General features: G+C 49.1%; 17 protein-coding genes. 4 read left to right on the top strand and 13 right to left on the bottom strand.

Annotated elements, in window-relative coordinates:
• Positions 1-2: 2 nt before the first annotated feature.
• Complete coding sequence (locus IPL17_RS19035) at positions 3-866, top strand: carotenoid biosynthesis protein (RefSeq protein ID WP_345308664.1); 864 nt, start codon at positions 3-5, stop codon at positions 864-866.
• Positions 867-971: 105 nt separating this feature from the next.
• On the opposite strand, the gene dcd is transcribed toward IPL17_RS19035, so the two are convergent.
• Positions 972-1526, bottom strand: a complete 555-nt coding sequence (dcd, locus tag IPL17_RS19030; protein ID WP_345308663.1) for a dCTP deaminase — start codon at positions 1524-1526, stop codon at positions 972-974.
• Between the two features lie 148 nt (positions 1527-1674).
• Between dcd and IPL17_RS19025 the strand changes: the two genes are divergently transcribed.
• Together IPL17_RS19025 and IPL17_RS19020 are read left to right on the top strand one after the other, a co-directional pair.
• Positions 1675-2265: a hypothetical protein gene (locus IPL17_RS19025; protein ID WP_345308662.1), complete on the top strand. Its 591-nt coding sequence runs from the start codon at positions 1675-1677 to the stop codon at positions 2263-2265.
• A gap of 90 nt (positions 2266-2355) precedes the next feature.
• Positions 2356-3177, top strand: a complete 822-nt coding sequence (locus IPL17_RS19020) for a DUF1684 domain-containing protein (protein ID WP_345308661.1) — start codon at positions 2356-2358, stop codon at positions 3175-3177.
• 79 nt (positions 3178-3256) lie between these two features.
• Here IPL17_RS19020 and IPL17_RS19015 read toward each other — a convergent pair whose 3' ends face one another.
• The 5 genes from IPL17_RS19015 to thrC form a co-directional block, all read right to left on the bottom strand.
• Positions 3257-4126, bottom strand: a complete 870-nt coding sequence (locus IPL17_RS19015; protein ID WP_345308660.1) for an energy-coupling factor transporter transmembrane component T — start codon at positions 4124-4126, stop codon at positions 3257-3259.
• A 61-nt stretch (positions 4127-4187) separates the two neighbouring features.
• Positions 4188-5138, bottom strand: a complete 951-nt coding sequence (locus IPL17_RS19010; RefSeq protein WP_345308659.1) for an ECF transporter S component — start codon at positions 5136-5138, stop codon at positions 4188-4190.
• A gap of 80 nt (positions 5139-5218) precedes the next feature.
• Positions 5219-6841, bottom strand: coding sequence for an ABC transporter ATP-binding protein (locus IPL17_RS19005; RefSeq protein WP_345308658.1), 1623 nt, complete (start codon positions 6839-6841; stop codon positions 5219-5221).
• Positions 6842-6949: 108 nt separating this feature from the next.
• On the bottom strand, positions 6950-7114 hold the full coding sequence (locus IPL17_RS19000; RefSeq protein WP_345308657.1) for a YqaE/Pmp3 family membrane protein: 165 nt from the start codon (positions 7112-7114) through the stop codon (positions 6950-6952).
• 53 nt (positions 7115-7167) lie between these two features.
• Positions 7168-8199 carry a threonine synthase gene (thrC, locus tag IPL17_RS18995; RefSeq protein ID WP_345308656.1) on the bottom strand — a complete coding sequence of 344 codons (1032 nt, stop codon included), beginning with the start codon at positions 8197-8199 and terminating at the stop codon, positions 7168-7170.
• A gap of 170 nt (positions 8200-8369) precedes the next feature.
• On the opposite strand from thrC, the gene thrB reads away from it, so the two are divergent.
• Complete coding sequence (gene thrB / locus IPL17_RS18990) at positions 8370-9257, top strand: homoserine kinase (RefSeq protein ID WP_345308655.1); 888 nt, start codon at positions 8370-8372, stop codon at positions 9255-9257.
• 47 nt (positions 9258-9304) lie between these two features.
• On the opposite strand, the gene IPL17_RS18985 is transcribed toward thrB, so the two are convergent.
• The 7 genes from IPL17_RS18985 to IPL17_RS18955 all read right to left on the bottom strand — a co-directional run bounded on the left by IPL17_RS18985 (position 9305) and on the right by IPL17_RS18955 (position 17248).
• Positions 9305-10162 carry a TerC family protein gene (locus IPL17_RS18985; RefSeq protein ID WP_345308654.1) on the bottom strand — a complete coding sequence of 286 codons (858 nt, stop codon included), beginning with the start codon at positions 10160-10162 and terminating at the stop codon, positions 9305-9307.
• 117 nt (positions 10163-10279) lie between these two features.
• Positions 10280-10606, bottom strand: coding sequence for an SCP2 sterol-binding domain-containing protein (locus IPL17_RS18980; RefSeq protein ID WP_345308653.1), 327 nt, complete (start codon positions 10604-10606; stop codon positions 10280-10282).
• Positions 10607-10628: 22 nt separating this feature from the next.
• Positions 10629-11810, bottom strand: coding sequence for an acetyl-CoA C-acyltransferase (locus tag IPL17_RS18975; protein WP_345308652.1), 1182 nt, complete (start codon positions 11808-11810; stop codon positions 10629-10631).
• A 75-nt stretch (positions 11811-11885) separates the two neighbouring features.
• Positions 11886-14282: a 3-hydroxyacyl-CoA dehydrogenase/enoyl-CoA hydratase family protein gene (locus IPL17_RS18970; RefSeq protein ID WP_345308651.1), complete on the bottom strand. Its 2397-nt coding sequence runs from the start codon at positions 14280-14282 to the stop codon at positions 11886-11888.
• Between the two features lie 2 nt (positions 14283-14284).
• Positions 14285-15541, bottom strand: a complete 1257-nt coding sequence (locus tag IPL17_RS18965; protein ID WP_345308650.1) for an acyl-CoA dehydrogenase family protein — start codon at positions 15539-15541, stop codon at positions 14285-14287.
• A gap of 14 nt (positions 15542-15555) precedes the next feature.
• Positions 15556-16653: an acyl-CoA dehydrogenase family protein gene (locus IPL17_RS18960; protein WP_345308649.1), complete on the bottom strand. Its 1098-nt coding sequence runs from the start codon at positions 16651-16653 to the stop codon at positions 15556-15558.
• A 34-nt stretch (positions 16654-16687) separates the two neighbouring features.
• Positions 16688-17248 (bottom strand): TetR/AcrR family transcriptional regulator, encoded by a 561-nt coding sequence (locus IPL17_RS18955; RefSeq protein WP_345308648.1) that lies wholly within the window; start codon positions 17246-17248, stop codon positions 16688-16690.
• Positions 17249-17338: the final 90 nt, after the last annotated feature.

Raw genomic sequence — 17338 nt, 5'->3', positions numbered from 1 at the left:
CTATGCCGAACACATACTTCATTCTTTTTGAAATCGTCATCTATATTCAATTTGCGCTGTGTCTGCGCCACGCAATAAAGCATGGCACAGCCAATCTGCTTAAACTATTTGCTGGTATCGCATTCGGGGTTTTACTTGAACTTGCCACCATCCGTCAGTTGAACGCGTATCAATATGGTCAATTCATGTTGATGGTGCTGGATGTTCCGCTATGCATTGGCGTGGCGTGGAGCTGCATCATCTACGCTGTGATGGAATTTTCAGATGGAAGCACCCTGCCCTATTTCACCCGCCCCGTTCTTGACGGTCTGCTCGCGCTGAATATTGATCTGGCGATGGATACCATTGCCATCCGCCTCGGCTTTTGGGATTGGGGACAAGGCTTGAAGTTCCAATATTTCGGCGTGCCTTATGCCAACTTTTGGGCGTGGTTCTGGGTGGTTTCATCCTTCTCGCTTGGCTATCGGCTGGTTGCGCTCCGCAGTGACTGGATCGGAAAATGGCTTGCTCCCTTATCTGGCATCGTTGTTGGATTAGCCTGTGTTTTGTTCACCAATGCATTCATTACTTATATTATCCCGTTTGATTATCACACGCTGACGATAGCCCCGGTATTGCTCAGCGCTCTATTTATTGTGATCGTCTCACGTCCGCGCTTTTACCAGACTGAGGTTGATCCTTTGGCGTTGTGGGTTCCGTTCCTGTCTCATTTTTACTTATTGGCGGCAGGTCTGATCTCAGGTGTTATTCTTGATCCTCCCGCGTTATTGTGGATCGCCCTGTCCATGTTCATTCTTGCGCTGATTTTACATAAGCCATCCATTCAACACATCTTTTTCCAAAACGTACAATCAGGACGCAGATGAACGCAGAAAACGCGGATTTTTTCAGCGTGAATCAGCGTTGATCTGCGTCCAAATGATTTTTGTGTTTGAAAAAGAGCTGCCTCTTTGCGAAGCAGCTCTTTTTCATTACAACTTGGGCAAAACAATCGATTGTTGGTATTGATACTTCCCCTTTTTATCTGCATAAGAAGTATCGCATTCTTCATCAGCCTCGAAGAAAAGAACTTGTGCCAGCCCTTCATTGGCATAGATCTTCGCTGGCAACGGAGTGGTATTTGAAATTTCAAGGGTCACAAATCCCTCCCACTCAGGCTCAAACGGCGTCACGTTGACAATGATCCCGCACCTCGCGTAAGTGGACTTCCCCAGACAGATCGTCAACACCTTGCGCGGAATTCGAAAATATTCAATTGTGCGCGCCAGAGCAAACGAATTCGGCGGGACCACACACACATCCCCGACAAAATCCACCATGGATTTTGTGTCAAAGTTTTTCGGATCAACCGTCGCCGAGAAAACGTTCGTAAAAATCTTAAACTCATTTGCAACACGCACATCATATCCGTACGATGAGACGCCGTAGGAGATCACACCTTCGCGGACTTGATTTTCCACGAAAGGTTCGATCATCTTTTGTTCGTGCGCCATCTTGCGGATCCAGTGGTCAGGCTTTAATCCCATATTTCTCTCCTTGGTGAACTGTGTATTGGACTTATAAACTATCACCATTTTATAACAAAAATGTAAACCTACAATCCCCAAATTCTGTTATAGTTTCGCCCGCACAGTCTTTTGACTGATTTTGATTATTACGAGGAGAGAAATAGAAATGAAGAAAGTTGTTATTTTTTTGGGTAATGAGATACTACTCGGCATGTTGATCACCGTATTAAGTATTTTTACAGCCATAGCCAGCTTTCAGGGCGCTTTATCAGATGGCAACCAGAATGACGCCGAGATCCAAGGTATGCAAGCACTGAATGACGGCAATGCGGAATATCTCACGGAAAACCAAAATATTTCACAGGACTACAATTACTATGATAACTGGTATATAAATCAAGATACAAATCTTGAAGCAGCAGACTATTACCAGTTTAATTTCTCGCAACAATTGCAGGACGCCATTGCCCGCGACCCTAACACGGTCTGGGACGATCAATATTACGAAGAAATGTCAGCCACATCCGCTGAGTTATTTGAAAGTTCAGAGGCTAGTTTTATTCTCGCAACAGACTGGAACGAGCGTGGTGATCACCTTCAACTGGTACTGACAATCATGGCAATTGGGCTTGCCTTTGCGGGCTGGGCATCCATCAACAAGGAAGAAAGCAACCTGCGTGCATTCTTCTCACTATTTTCCATCATCACCCTGATCATCGGACTGTTCTCTTATTTCGCTACACCAATCGTTGGTTAAAACTAAATTGATTATAGACCCGCCTTGTGAAGGCGGGTCTCTTTTTTAACGAGACTTCCGAAGTCTTTTTAGTACAGGTATAATTCCAGCATGGCAAACAACACATACCAGCAATCCATCAACGAATGGCGCAAGGAACGAAACGAAACCATCCGCAAGGAAAATGGATGGCTCGCACTCGCTGGCCTCTACTGGCTAAAACTTGGAAAGAATCAACTTGGCTCAGATCCAAAATCTGAGATCGTACTGCCAGAACGCATCCCCTCCAATATTGGATATCTTGAATACAACGGCAAATCTGTCTCCCTGCGCACTCCCACTGCACAGAAAATAAACGTCAACGGCACAGAGACCGATTTTGCAGTTTTACAACCAGACATCTCCGAAAACCCAAGCTATATAAATTTACAGGATGTCCAGCTCGTTGTCATTCAGCGCGGAAACAAGGTTGGTGTACGCATTTGGGATAATCAGCGCGAAGAGCGACGGTCTTTCCCCGCCCGCACCTGGTTCGACATCGATGAAAAATTTCGCGTCCCTGCGGCATACACCGCCTACGACCGCCCCAAGATGTCCTACTTCCCAGATGTGGCAGGTGAGAGATCTGAATTTCCAGTGGATGGTTATTTATCCTTTGAATTCAATCAAAAGGAATATCAACTGGACATCAATAAAGAAGATGATGGCACTCTTTTTATTCGCTTCTCAGACCCAACCAGCAAGGAAAATACCTACCCCACCGGACGCTACCTTGTAGCAGATGTTGAAGCCGATGGCAAAATATTCATTGACTTCAACAAAGCCTATTGTCCGCCCTGCGCCTTCACAGATTTTGCCACCTGCGTCTTCGCCCCCGAGCAAAATCACCTGGATTTCAGGGTGACCGCCGGGGAAACACACTCACATCATTAAGCAAAATCCGCCGTTCAGCACGGCGGATTTTTTATTTAACATGTCGTTGCGAGGTTGGTGTTTTCCTACCAACACTTGACTAGAACATTCCCATCAAAGCTTCTGGCACCCAAAACTTACCTAACCCCATAAAAGCCAAAACAATCGAAGTAATCAATATCGCCACACCCACTGCGGTCAAAACTCGATCCCGCGTCTGATAGGTCAGCACATCCAGCCACGTGCGCGGACCAACGCCAAAGGCGCGCAGATCCATCGCGTCAATAATATCTTCGCTGCTGATAATCGCATGAATGGTCACAGGCACAAAAATGGGGCCTAATTTCCGTATTTGTGCGATCAAACCACCGCTGATCTTCTCGAGTTCGTAGCCGCGCGCGCGTTGAGCATCCATCGTCAGTTGGAAATCCCTGCCAAAGGTCGGAATGAAACGCATGGTCAGGTCCATGGCGTAGGCAAATTTATCGGGGAGTCCCAGCCCTTTGAAAGTGATCCCGTAATGAGCAGGGTTGAGCGAGTACGGAATCAAAATTGTCATCAAGGCAATACTGGCATAACGCACAAGTTGACTAACCGCATAGAAGGCACGTTCCACTGTCACCTTCAAAACAGGTGTCCAACCCAAAATGGAAAACGAAGCCCTAAACTCGCGGATAAGATGTTCCTGCTTGTACACCTCAGACCCACCGCGGCCTGTAAGAAACGTGAGAAGGGAAAAGAAGAAAACAAAGCCGACGATAAACAAAAACGCGCGGCGTATCTCATGCCACTTCACGCCAGATGTAAGTAAGACAAAGATCGCGATCGCCAGAAACGGGAGCAAAAAGCGCACGTCCCAAAATGAAAGCGTGGAAACAAAACAACACAAATAAAATCTAACCCACGCACGCGGATCAAAACTTTGGATGAAGGAATTTTCACGTTTACGATAACGCCAGGCAACAAGCATGATTCACCATAATGATGAAGACCCTAAAGGTTTTTGAAACCTTTAGGGTCTTTTAATTAAACTAACGACCAGACTGTCTGCGGGTGGATGCGTAGGCAACAACCAGCATCGGCACGAGGATGGCGGCAAAGATCAGGTTGGGACCAGCCGCAGGAAGGAATTCACCTACAATGGCGGCAGGAAGGCTAAAGCCGTTGATGACCATGTCAGAAAGTGAGGCAAAGAGAAGCCCAACGATATTGCCAAGCATAGCCCAAGTTACAGCCGTGGCGACATCTTCACTCTTGAAGAAATAACGCACACCAAAAACCAGCGCAAAGCCAATCAGGATCGCAATGCCTGCGAAGAGCGAAATTTGCGCGTCGCCGAAAATGCCGTTATCCACATCAAAGAATAAAGCATGTTGGGCAGTCCGATTCAAGAAGTACAGCAACGCGGTAATGACAGCCAATGCGCCGCTGATATAAAGCACGGTGTCCATGCTTTTCTTCTTGTCTGAGAACAGCATCCACATGCCAGAGACAAAGCCGATCAAGCCGTTGCCAATGCTCCATTGCGGAGAAAGCCCAAAGCCCGTGAGCGCGTCGCCGAACATGTTGCCTACTGCGCCGGTGAAGAATCCAACAACAGGACCAAAGGCAAAACCGAAAAACATGGGAATTGCGATTGCGGGACGAAGCGCAACCTGACTCGCGGAAGGCACAACAAATACGGTGCCATTGAACAGCCATGAGAACACAGCATACAACGCCGCACCGATGGCCATCCACACTACTTCGCGTGTTCCAACTTCCCAGGCTTTGTTGGCTTGTGTGGCAAAGTACACGCCGAACGCAATGGCGATGCCGACCACAACAAACACAAAGCGGGAAACCACACTAGCCTGATCCACTGAGAAGTTAAACAAAGCTCCTTCAGCAGGTTCTCCTGCGCCAAGCACGAACATAACAACAGCAAACAAGGCAAGTACTACAACTAATGAAATTAATACATTGGTGAATTTCTTATCCATCTTACTCTCTCCTTTTTGTATTTTTTTTCTGGACTGCTTGCCGTCGCTAGTGAAACGGCAAGCCATTTCACTCCAGAGTTTTAAATATGTGCCAATGCTTCGGCTCTCATGAAGCGCCCCGTCGTGCCGAGTCGCTTGAGGTTGAGAGCCAGCAACGAGGTCGGAATGATGCGGTTGGCTTTGAGTCGATCAAAGTCGCGGAGCACATCCTGCGGTTTGCCATCAGCAATGAGTCGTCCATCTGAAATGATCAAAACACGATTGGCGTAAATTGCCGCGAGGTCAACATCGTGCGTGATAAAAATGATGGCTTCAAAAGCGGGCATTTGCAAGATCGAATCCATGAAGTTCATGTAATTCTGATAATCCTGCCCGGCGGTCGGCTCATCCATCACAAGGATACGCGAACGCATTGCAAGAATGGCCGCAATGCTCACGCGCTTCTGCTGGCCGAATGAAAGCGCCAGCGGCGGGTCTTTCTCTTTTTCAATCAGGTTAACGATCTTTAGCGCCTCTTTCACCTCCAGCTCGATTTGTTCCTTTGTGTGTTTCATGTTCGTTGGACCAAACGCCAGTTCCTCACGAACCGTCGGCGCAAACAACATATGGCTCGGACTTTGAAACACATACCCCAACATACTTGCGATCTCCGCGACGCTTGCTTCACGCGTATCGCGGCCACCCACTAAAACCCTGCCAGACTTCGGCTTTAACAAACCGATGGCATGTTTTACAAAAGTAGTTTTACCAGCGCCATTCGGACCCAGCACTGCGATCACATCACCGCGATTGATTTGAAGATCGATCCCATGCAGGATCTCAACTTCGGATTCATATCCAAACGCGACATTCTCAAACTTGACAAGCGCATCCTGATTTAACTGTGAGCTGGTCACTCCGGGAAGAACCTTTATCTCCACTGGAGGCGGGTCCAACTTCGCGCGCTCGACGATATCTTCCGCGGGCAATTTCACCTCGCGATAATTCACTACTTTTGATAACCCCGATACGTCTCCAAGGTAACGTATCTCACCTTCGCTCATGAACATCACGCGCTCAGGCTTGATGCGCAAAACATCTTCAACGCGATGTTCAACCATCAAAATGGACAGACCTTGATCGGCCAGCAAACGTACCGCATCCAGGGTATCCTGTGCAGAGGCAGGGTCAAGGCTCGCGAGCGGCTCATCCAACAGCACAATGGACGGGCGCATCGCAAGAATCCCCGCCAAGGCCACTTTTTGTTTTTCGCCGCCAGAAAGACTGAACGTTTCGCGGCCGCGCAGATGTGGAATTTTCAAAAAGTTAAGCGCTTCATCCACACGAGCGTATATTTCCTCGCGCGGCATTCCAAGATTCTCAAGACCGAACGCAACCTCGTTCACCACTTTGGTTCCGAGGATCTGGCGCTCAGGGTCTTGAAGTACCGTCCCGATCTTTTGAGAAATTTGAGAAAGCTTCCAATCTTTGACTTCCTCGCCAAAAACCAGAATCTTTCCACTCATTTCCCCTTTATACGAACGCGGAATCAACCCATTAATACAGCGCACGAGCGTGGTCTTACCGCATCCGCTTGCACCTGCAATTAAAAGAACTTCACCGGGGTTGGCGGTGAATGAAAGATTATGGATCGCCGCCCCCTGGCGGTCACGATAGCGAAAGGATAAATTGTCAACAACAAGAGGAAATGAAGTGGATGTCATGGCGGGGGTATTATCCATTCGTCAATGAAGACTGTCAAGTAGGATATTCAAGGCAATTTAAATAAAAGCCGCCCTGAAAATCAGGGCGGCTGTCCTCAAAAAACTTTATTATTTCAAAACAACATATAACGCGTGAAGCACACCAGGAACGTCGAACATCATCGTCAAAACGATATTGAGCCAAAAAGTTCCATCAAACTTGCGGTTCTTCATATAAACAGCAAGGGGTGGAACGAGCAGAGCGGCGATCACTTGCAAAACTTTATTGTCCATAATTATTTCTCCTAAAAGTTGGATTGAATTACCAGATGCATTATACACACCTATCAGCCAACAAGCGAAATCAACGCTTCGTAATTCGCGGGGATAATTTTTGGGGATGTAAATGACTCGGTGATGATGGACGGATCCTTTAACCCATGTCCTGTGCAGACCACGACAATTCTCTTTCCGCGCGCATCAAACTTGCCGACAGCTGATTCTGCGATCAAACCAGCAAGTCCTGCCGCTGAAGCAGGTTCCACCCAAACCCCTTCGCTTGCAAGAATTTTCTGCGCTGACAATATTTCCGCATCTGAAACTGCGATGATCCTGCCATTGGATTGTTGGGCAGCTTCAAGTGCCTGCTCCCCGCGCGCGGGTCTGCCAATGCGAATGGCTGTCGCGATCGTCTCAGGGTTGTCAACAGGATGTCCCAACACCAGCGGAGCAGACCCTGCGGCCTGAACACCCAACACTTGCGGCAATCCTTTTTGATACTGCTTGAATCCCGCCCAATAGGACGTGATGTTGCCCGCATTTCCAACTGGCAGACATAACCAGTCAGGCGCATTGTCTAACACATCGCAAATCTCAAAGGCTGCGGTCTTTTGTCCCTCAACTCGATACGGATTGATCGAGTTGACCAATGCGATCGGCGTCTTCTGCGTGATCTCCACAACCAGCGATAGCGCATCATCAAATGAGCCTTGGATCTGGATGACTTCCGCGCCGTAAGCGATTGCGCCTGCCAACTTGCCCGCAGCCACCTTGCCCTCAGGAATCAACACAATCGAGCGCAGCCCCGCACGGGACGCATACGCCGCAGCAGAGGCGGCTGTGTTGCCTGTAGAGGCACATATCACCGTCTGTGCCCCGCGCCCAACAGCTTCGCTAATGGCGGCCGTCATGCCGCGGTCTTTGAACGAGCCTGTGGGATTCAAACCCTCAAATTTGACGAATAATTCACAGCCAAATTCCTTTCCCAAACGCGGCATGGGAATCAGCGGGGTATTCCCTTCGAGCAGGGAAATGTTCTGTGTGTGGGCAGGCAGGTCGAGCAAATGCCCATAGCGATGGATCAAGCCTTGATAGGTCATGTCAACTCCAAGTTAAAGAATGATGCGATTATATAATACCCACAGTCAAAAATTGCGCTTTCCACCTTCTAAAAAAAGCGCAATTTTTTGACTGAGTGCGGTATACCTATCGCGGCCACAAATTGCATAAAAAACACAATTTGTGGCCGCAGGTATTATATAATGTCCACATGATAAAAATCCGAGTCCCTGCCACATCTGCCAATTTAGGCCCAGGCTTTGATTGTCTGGGTCTTGCCTTGAATATTTGGAATGAAGTCACTTTTGAACCAGCCGACAAGCTCACATATCATGTAACAGGTGAAGGTTCAGAGAAGTTAAATAAAGGCACAAGAAATCTACTAACGAAGGCTTTTGCGTTCTTGCACGATACATGTGGAAAAAAAATGTCTGGTTTGAAAATCTGCGCACATAACGAGATCATTATGAGCAGCGGACTTGGTTCAAGCGCGGCGGCGATTGTCGCTGGTCTATTTGGCGCGAATGAAATGCTCGGCAGGCCATTGAATGAAAATGAATTATTAAAACTGGCGAATGAAATGGAAGGCCACCCCGATAATGTCGCACCTGCATTATTTGGCGGACTGGTTTCCTCGGTCCTGGCGGGCGATGAAATTATTTCACGCCGTTACGAGATCCCAGAATTCACCATTGTGATCGTCAAACCAAATGCTGACTGGCCGACACGTGTCGCGCGCGCAGTTTTGCCAAAATCAGTTTCCCGCACAGATGCAGTGTATAACATTGGGCGGGCAACTCTTGTGGTGGATGCACTGCGAAGCGGCGACCTTGAACTTCTGCAAAAAGTAATGGATGACCGTATTCATCAACCTTATCGCTTAAAACATATTGCCGGCGGAATGTCTGCCTACAAAACCGCAAAACGATTCGGCGCAGCGGCTTTATCAGGCGCAGGGCCATCCATTATTGTTTTTGTAGCTCCTGACAAAGCAGAGCAAACAAAAGCAGAGGTCATGTGGGCATTTGAAGAAAGAGGAATCATGACACAAGGTCTCATTACACAGCCAAGCATGATGGGCGTACATCGAGTTTCGTGAATGGCATAAAAAAGGACTTTGTTTTTCACAACAAAGTCCTTTTTTATCTACTTCTTTTTTGTTACACTTTTTTTCTTGTTCTTTGGCTTTGCGGCTGTGCCGACTTTTACTGCAGCAGCTACAGTCGCAGGTTCAAGTTGACCAATAGCCTTCGTTTCTTTATACGCATCGCGCAAATTGACAGGTTTGGTATGGCTGTCACGCACACGAAGGTTGATCATTTCCACAAAGATCGAGAAACCCATTGCGAAGTATACATATCCCTTTGGAATATGCTGATGCAGCCCTTCCACTACCAGCGTAAAGCCGATCATCAGCAGGAAACTGAGCGCCAGCATTTTTACTGTTGGATGCTTCTCGACAAATTCGCCGATCGGTCCTGACGTGAAGACCATAATTCCCGCAGCTACAACAACCGCGATGATCATGATCATCAATTCATCAACCATGCCTACAGCAGTGATAACAGAATCAAGAGAGAAGACTATATCCAGCAGCATGATCTGGATGATAACGCTCATAAAGGTTGCCCCGACCTTTGCGGTCGCATGGCCTTCCTTGCCCTCGAGTTTTTCGTGGATCTCAGTCGTGCTTTTCCAAAGCAGAAAAAGACCGCCGACCAGCAGGATCAGGTCACGGCCTGAAATACCGATATCGAAATAAGGCAGGGTGAAGAGTGCTTCCTCAAGACTGATGACCCAGGATAGTGAAAGCAGCAATAAAATACGAGTAACCACCGCCAGCATAATTCCCGTGCGGCGCGCACGTTGTTGATCAGCCTGCGGCAATTTGCCCGCGAGGATGGAAATAAAGATCACGTTATCCACACCCAATACCAATTCAAGCACGATGAGGGTAAGAAGTGCGATCCATGATTCGGGTTGTGATATCCAGCTAAAGTCCACGTTTACTACTCCTGAAAAAAGAATGTTCAAATTCTAATGGCAATTGCCAAAAATGGGGAAGCAAAACTCGGAAGTCTGTCAGACCTCCGAGTTTTGACCTGTTTGCTTTCTAGCTTTTTATTTGATCTTGAACATCTGTGTAAGCTTCATGGCAAGATTTAGATCGCCTGCCAGCTTCAGCTTACCCTGCATGAAGGCCTGCATGCCATCAATTTCACCAGTGAAAATTTTGACATAATCAGCAGAATCAGCGGTTAGAGTCATCTTGGGTGTGGCGAAAACCCCTTGAGAAACTTCCACTTTCCCGTCTTTGACTGTCGCGTACCAATCACCTGGTTCCGCGCCTGTAAATTTGAACTGGATGGTGGCATCAAGTCCCGCCGCTTTTTCAGGGATAAATGCTCCAGGCATTTTGGACATGAGGTCTGCAATTGTGAGTGCCATTTGTTATTTCTCCTTATTAATTTTATTGTAGATTTTCAAAGATCGCGGCCGCGCCCATTCCGCCGCCGATACACATGGTCACCATGCCATATTTGGATTTACGGCGACCCATTTCGTAGATGAGCTGCGTGGTCAGCTTTGAGCCTGTACAGCCAAGCGGATGTCCGAGGGCGATCGCGCCGCCGTTGACATTGACTTTGCTTTCGTCAATTTCCAAGGTACGCATGATCGCCAATCCCTGTGCCGCGAAGGCTTCATTCAATTCTATCAGGTCAATATCATTGAGGGATAAACCAGCCACCTTCAATGCCTTCGGAATGGCGGCGATCGGACCAATTCCCATTAGCTCGGGCGGAACTCCGCCAACTGCGAATGCGACAAAACGTGCCAACGGTTCAAGTCCCAATTGTCTGGCTTTATCTGAAGACATGACCATTACAACCGATGCGCCATCAGACATTTGTGAGGAGTTTCCAGCTGTGATCACACCACCTTCTTTGAAAGCAGGTTTTAGCTTGGCAAGTGCTTCCACAGTTGTATCTGCCCGCGGACCTTCATCCCGTTTCACTGTGAAGTTTTTCTTGACAAGTTTCTCATCTGCATCGAGTTCGGTCACTTCCACATCAATTGAAACCAATTCAGGATCAAAGAGTCCTGAGGTTACAGCTTTGGCGGCTTTTTGGTGACTCTTGAACGAGAATTCATCCTGGTCTTCACGGCTGATCCCATATTTGACTGAGACATTTTCAGCAGTGAGTCCCATGTTGGTGTAGTAGTGCGGAAGATCCATTGCAAAGTGCGGATTGGGCGAGAATTTATAACCCATCATCGGCACCATGGACATGGATTCAACGCCGCCGCCAATGCCGATCTCAATATCGCCTGACTTGATGGCATGTGCAATATGCGCAATGGATTGCACGCCGGATGAACAATAGCGATTAATCGTTTCGGCGGGAACAGTATCAGGCAAGCCTGCGCGCAGCGCGATCATTCGGGCGACGTTCATGCCCTGCTCCCCTTCAGGGAAGGCACAGCCGAGGACCACGTCTTCAATTTCAGCGGGGTCAAGATTCGGCGTCCGCTTGAGTAATTCTTTTATCGTGGTGGCAGCCATTTCGTCAGGACGAACCGTGGCAAGTCCTCCACGTTTGGCTTTTCCAACGGGCGTTCTAACTGCGGAAACAATAACAGCATCTTTCATATTATCTCTCCTTGTTACAAGCTAGATGGCTAACAAGTTAACTTTCAAACTTGCCAACTTTCCAACCTGACAACATTAGTTCCTCAAAGGTTTCCCTGTCTGCAACAACGACCACATTCTTGCCTGTGTCTTCTCTTCACCGCATAAGGACAGGAACGCTTCACGCTCAAGGTCAAGTATATATTGTTCCGAGACCCATTGCGGCTTGGTCAACTCGCCGCCAGCCATGATATACGCCAGTTTGGTGGCGATATGGGAATCATACTCTGTGATGTACTTGCCTTCCTTGAACGACCATGCGCCGATCTTCATCGCGCCATACATGTCACGTCCAGCAGCGTAGATCAACTCAGGCGCAGGCGGGCGATAACCAGCGGCGGCCATGTGCAAAACCTCACGCTTTGCCTCAGTGAGCAAATGATCGCGATTTAGAATGATACGATCCTGCGGACCGAGGATTCCCATGCTCCGCGCTTCTTCTGCAGACGTGGCCACTTTCGCCTGTCCAATTTGCAGGAAGGCGCGTTGTAAATATGGCAACACTTCCGCATTTTCAGTTCGCATGGCAGGGTTGACGATGCGCCGCATAAATTCTTTTGTACCCGCACCCGCAGGGATAACGCCCGCGCCAAGTTCAACCAGACCGATATATGTTTCAGAGGCCGCAACCACACGGCTGGCGTGCATCGTCACTTCACAGCCGCCGCCGAGCGCAAGACCTGCAGGCGCAACAACCACAGGCTTGGGGAAGTAACGCATACGCATGTTCATGTTCTGCAATTTGCGGATCGCGCCATCGAGCGTGTCCCACATGCCCTGTTGAGCCGCAACCACCACCATGAACAAATTCGCGCCTGCGCTGAAATTGTCCGCTTCGTTGCCGATCACCAAGCCGTCAAAATCTTTTTCAACACGGTCGAGCGCTTCAGATGTGATCTCAAAAATATCATCATCAAGCGCGTTCATCTTGGTATGGAATTCAACCAGCGCGACGCCATCACCAATGTCATATAAAGACGCGCCAGCATTCTCGTGGATTACTTTTTTGGCACGTTTGAAATCACTGAGCAAGACCATTCCCGCAGGGACTTTGATCTCAACATAATTCTTTTTCTGAACGTCGTACACGCCGACTTTGACGCCATCCTTGTATTGATAGAAAGTCTCACAGCCATTCTTCAACATCGCATCCACCCACTCTGCGGCTGGATAGCCTTCGGCATTCATGCGTTCGACTGTTTCTTTCACGCCGAGCATATCCCAAGTCTCGAACGGACCTGCTTCGTGCATGAATCCCCAACGGACTGCATCATCAATTGGTTTGGCTGAATCTGCGATCTCAGGCAATAACGTGGATGCGTATTGGAAACTTTGATAAGTCAACGCTTTGACAAGAGTCGCCGCTTTATCATCCGCACCCAACATGACCTTGAGCCTGTCACCCAATTCTGGGACATCTTTCGCCGCCTTGACAGAGTCAAAGCGCACCTTGGTCGGCGCGACGTGTTCAAGCGTATTCAGGTCAAGTGAATAGAATTCTTTCTTGCCATCCGCACCGCGAGATTCTTTATAGAAACCGACTTTGGTTTTATTCCCCAGCCATTTGCGCTCGATCATCGTCGCAATTAATTGATTGGGTTTCTCAGCCGCCAGATATTTTTGTCCCAGCGTATCATGCGGAATCAAGGGCGCGAGATTGCGTCCAACGTGATCCCACACGTCCAGCCCGACCAGATCTATCAGCCTGAAGGTTGCTGTTTTTGGCCGACCCATCAAAGGTCCAGTAAGAGCGTCGACTTCATCCACGGTGTAGCCATTCTTGATGATGAAATCCAATCCAAATGCGCCCGTGCCAAACGCCATGCGATTTCCTATGAAGTTGGGCGTATCCTTGCACAGCACAACACCTTTGCCCAAACGATATTCGCCAAAGTGACTGATGAACTCAACCACATCCGAAGATGTATCGGCGGTGGGAATGATCTCAAGCAATTTCAAATAGCGCGGCGGATTGAAGAAATGTGTGCCGAGGAAATGCTGCTTGAATCCCTCTGAACGGCCATTCGCAATATCCTTGACGGGAATGCCCGAAGTATTGGTACTGATGATGGTGGTTGGTTTGCGGATTTCATCAATGCGCGTCATCAAATCCACTTTGATCTTGAGGTTTTCAACGATGGCTTCGATGACCCAATCTGCTTCGGCGATCACGCCGAAATCATCTTCAAGATTTCCCAATTTAACCAGTGTCTTCAAATCCGCAGCCATCAGGTTGGCGGGCTTGGCTTTCAAACAGCGGTCCCAACCTTCATTGACGATCTTATTGCGCGCAGCTTTATCACCAGCAGGCGCATCCTTTGGAACGATATCCAACAGCGTGACAGGCACGCCTGCATTGGCAAGGTGCGCCGCCAACGCTGCACCCATTGTGCCAGAACCGATCACGACTGCTTTGTTGATCTGATATTTCATATTTACCTCAACTCTTTTCCGCTATACCCAAGGATATGGCGCGCCACAACCAGACGGTTGATCTGCCCGGTGCCTTCGTAGATATCAGTGATCTTCGCATCGCGGAACCATTTCTCGAACAGGAACTCGCGGCTGTAGCCCAGCGGTCCCATGATCTCAACAGCCTTCTGCGTGATCTTTGTGACGATATCACCCGCCCGCACCTTGCTCATGGACGATTCAAGGGCGTTCGATTTTTTATTATCCGCCATCCAAACCGCCTTGAGCACCAACAGCCACGCAGAGCGCAATTGGATTTCCATATCGATCACATCGCGTTCGATGGATGTCAGCTTATTGCGCGGAAGGCCATAACGGATCTCGACTCCCTGCTCGGTCAATTTTTCTTTGAGCGATTCAAGTGCGGCTCTTGCCACGCCGATACCTGATGCCGCTACCAGAGGGCGAGTCGCATCGAAAGTAGCCATCGCTCCCTTGAAGCCTGTTGTGGTCTTCTCGACAGTGGCATTGCCTAAGATGTTGTCGTAAGGAACACGCACATCAACCAAAGAGATCACAGCAGTATCACTGGCACGGATTCCAAGTTTATGTTCCAGCTTGACGATGCTCACACCCTTCGTGCCAGATTCAACAACGAACGCGCGCATGCCTGCGCGGCCAGCCGTCGGGTCAATGGATGCCCAGACTACGATAAAGCCTTTTCCAAACTGCTCATATTCAGTGAAAGATTTGTCACCACCTGTGACGAAGATCTTCTCACCATTGATGACCCATTCCTGAGCCGCTTCATCCAGCACAGCGCGCGTGCGGATAGCGGATGTGTCTGAGCCAGCGCCCGCTTCGGTCATACACATGGCGGCAAAGGTTGGTTTTTCACCAGCAAAACGCGCAAGGAATTTTGCACGCTGTTCAGGAGAACCAGCCGCCTGTACAGCCGCTGCGCCAAGTCCGCCGCCGGGGGTGATGAGATAAAAACCCACATCGCCCCACGCAAGCATTTCAATTTGAGCCGCGAGGGTTTGATACCCGATCGGCGGGCGCTTCTCAGCACCTTCTTTTGGTTTATCATCTTTCGGCGTCAGGCTTCCGCCGCCAGTGGACTTCATGGCGGTGTGCATGAATTCGATATAGCTAAACGGGATTTCGTGTTCGTTCTCGTCGAAGTGACGCGACTGTGAGCGCATCATTTCCTGCGCCACGGTCTTTAACACAAATTGGATCTGTGCAATTGGTTTGGGTGTTTCAAATTCAATAGTCATCTCAGCATCTCCCTTTAAACGATTGCCAGGCCAGTCAACATGGCAAAGCCGCGCCCATTGCGCATCCACATCTCAACGGGGTGCTCGCGGATGTAGCCATGCCCGCCGAGAATTTGCACACCACGGTCAGTGACCATCATGACCATGTCGGCCGCACCAGTGAAGGCAAGATAAGCTTGTTTGACGGCTTCATCATTGCCTGTGTCAAGCATCCACGCGGCCTCCCAAGTCAGCAGGCGGATGGCTTCGATCTCGGTTGCCATTTCAGCCAGCATGAAAGCGATGGCTTGTTTCTGCGCGATTTTGACACCAAAGGCTTCGCGTTCTTTTGCGTATGTTGTTGCATATTCCAGAGAGGCTTTTGCCACACCGAGAGCGGCTGAGGCGGAAGCAATGCGCATCGATGCCAGAGCCAGCTCAAAGTTATGTCCCGAAGCGCCGCCCAGTCGACTTGAAGCGGACACTTTTACATTATCCAATTTGACTCGATACATCGGAAGCGCGTTCAGGCTCATCAACATTTCACGTTCCTCTGAGACAGATAATCCAGCCGCGCCTTTGGGGACAATGAAGCCTTGCGTCATGCCGTCCAAATTGGCATACACGAGGATGGCTTCTGCATCTTTGGCATAAGGCACAAAGGCTTTCTCTCCGCTGAGCACATAATCACTGCCGTCTGCTTTGGCGATGGTGCGAAGATCGTTCGCATCAAAGTCGAATGCGTACTCGATCAGCGCCGCAGTGTACGGCGACCAATCGCCTTCGATAACTTTAGACAGAAATTCCTGCTTCTGCTCTTCACTGCCTGCCAGCAAAATAGGAGTTGCAAACAGCGACGGTGTCATTACTGCCAATGCACCCGCGAGATCGCCAAACGCCATTTCTTCAACAGCCAGAGCACCTGTTACAGCGGAGCGTTCACCAAAGCCGCCGTATGCTTCTGGAATGGAGGCTTGCAATAAACCGATCTCCCAGCCTTTGCTGACCAATTTCTTCGGCAGTTCACGGCCTTCTTCCGCATCGTGCGCGGCCGGACGAAGATCATTGTTCGCATATTTTCCCACCGCATCCACCAACATTTGTTGCTCTTCATTTGGTTCGAACGAATACATGTTTTGCTCTCCTTTTGCGTTTCTTCTCTTTGACTTACTTCAACATTCCGTGGAATAACAAGTCTGCATATTCATCGGCCACTTTCTCAATAGATTTGCCGCCTTCGGGACGATACCAGGTCAAGGTCCAGTTCATGACCCCCATCAATGCGCGGACTGCCATACCCGCATCGGGACAGTCAAATATCTTGGTGCGGATGCCCTCATTAACAACATCCCGCCATAACCCCTCAAACTTATCTCGTTGAGGAACATGGCGGGCATGGGATTTTTTATCAAGCGAACGATGTTCGAACAGCAATACTGAGGAAAGGTCGGAATTATCAGCCAGCGCAGAAAGGTACGCGCGGATCATAAGCCGCAGTTTTTGGTCGGCTGGCAAATCGTGATTGGCGATCCCCGCGATATGCTCGGTCAGCAGTCCAAGCGCACGCTCAAGCAGCGCCAACAAAATCTCCTGCTTGGATGAAACATGATGATACAGGCTTGCCTTTTGCAAATTCACTGCTTCGGCAATATTAGACATGGATGCGCCATGAAATCCCTTTTGGCGTATCACCTGTGCAGCAGCATCGAGAATGTCTTCTCTAGTCATGGGCTCTCCCTACCGAACGGTTGGTAGGGAGAGTTTACTACTCGAGTAAATAAAAGTCAAGAAAAAAGCACCTGCCCAAGAATGAGGGAG

This window comes from Candidatus Villigracilis saccharophilus (genome assembly GCF_016711665.1).
Note: the sequence above shows the minus strand (reverse complement) of the source record. Positions and strands in the feature narration are given on the sequence as shown.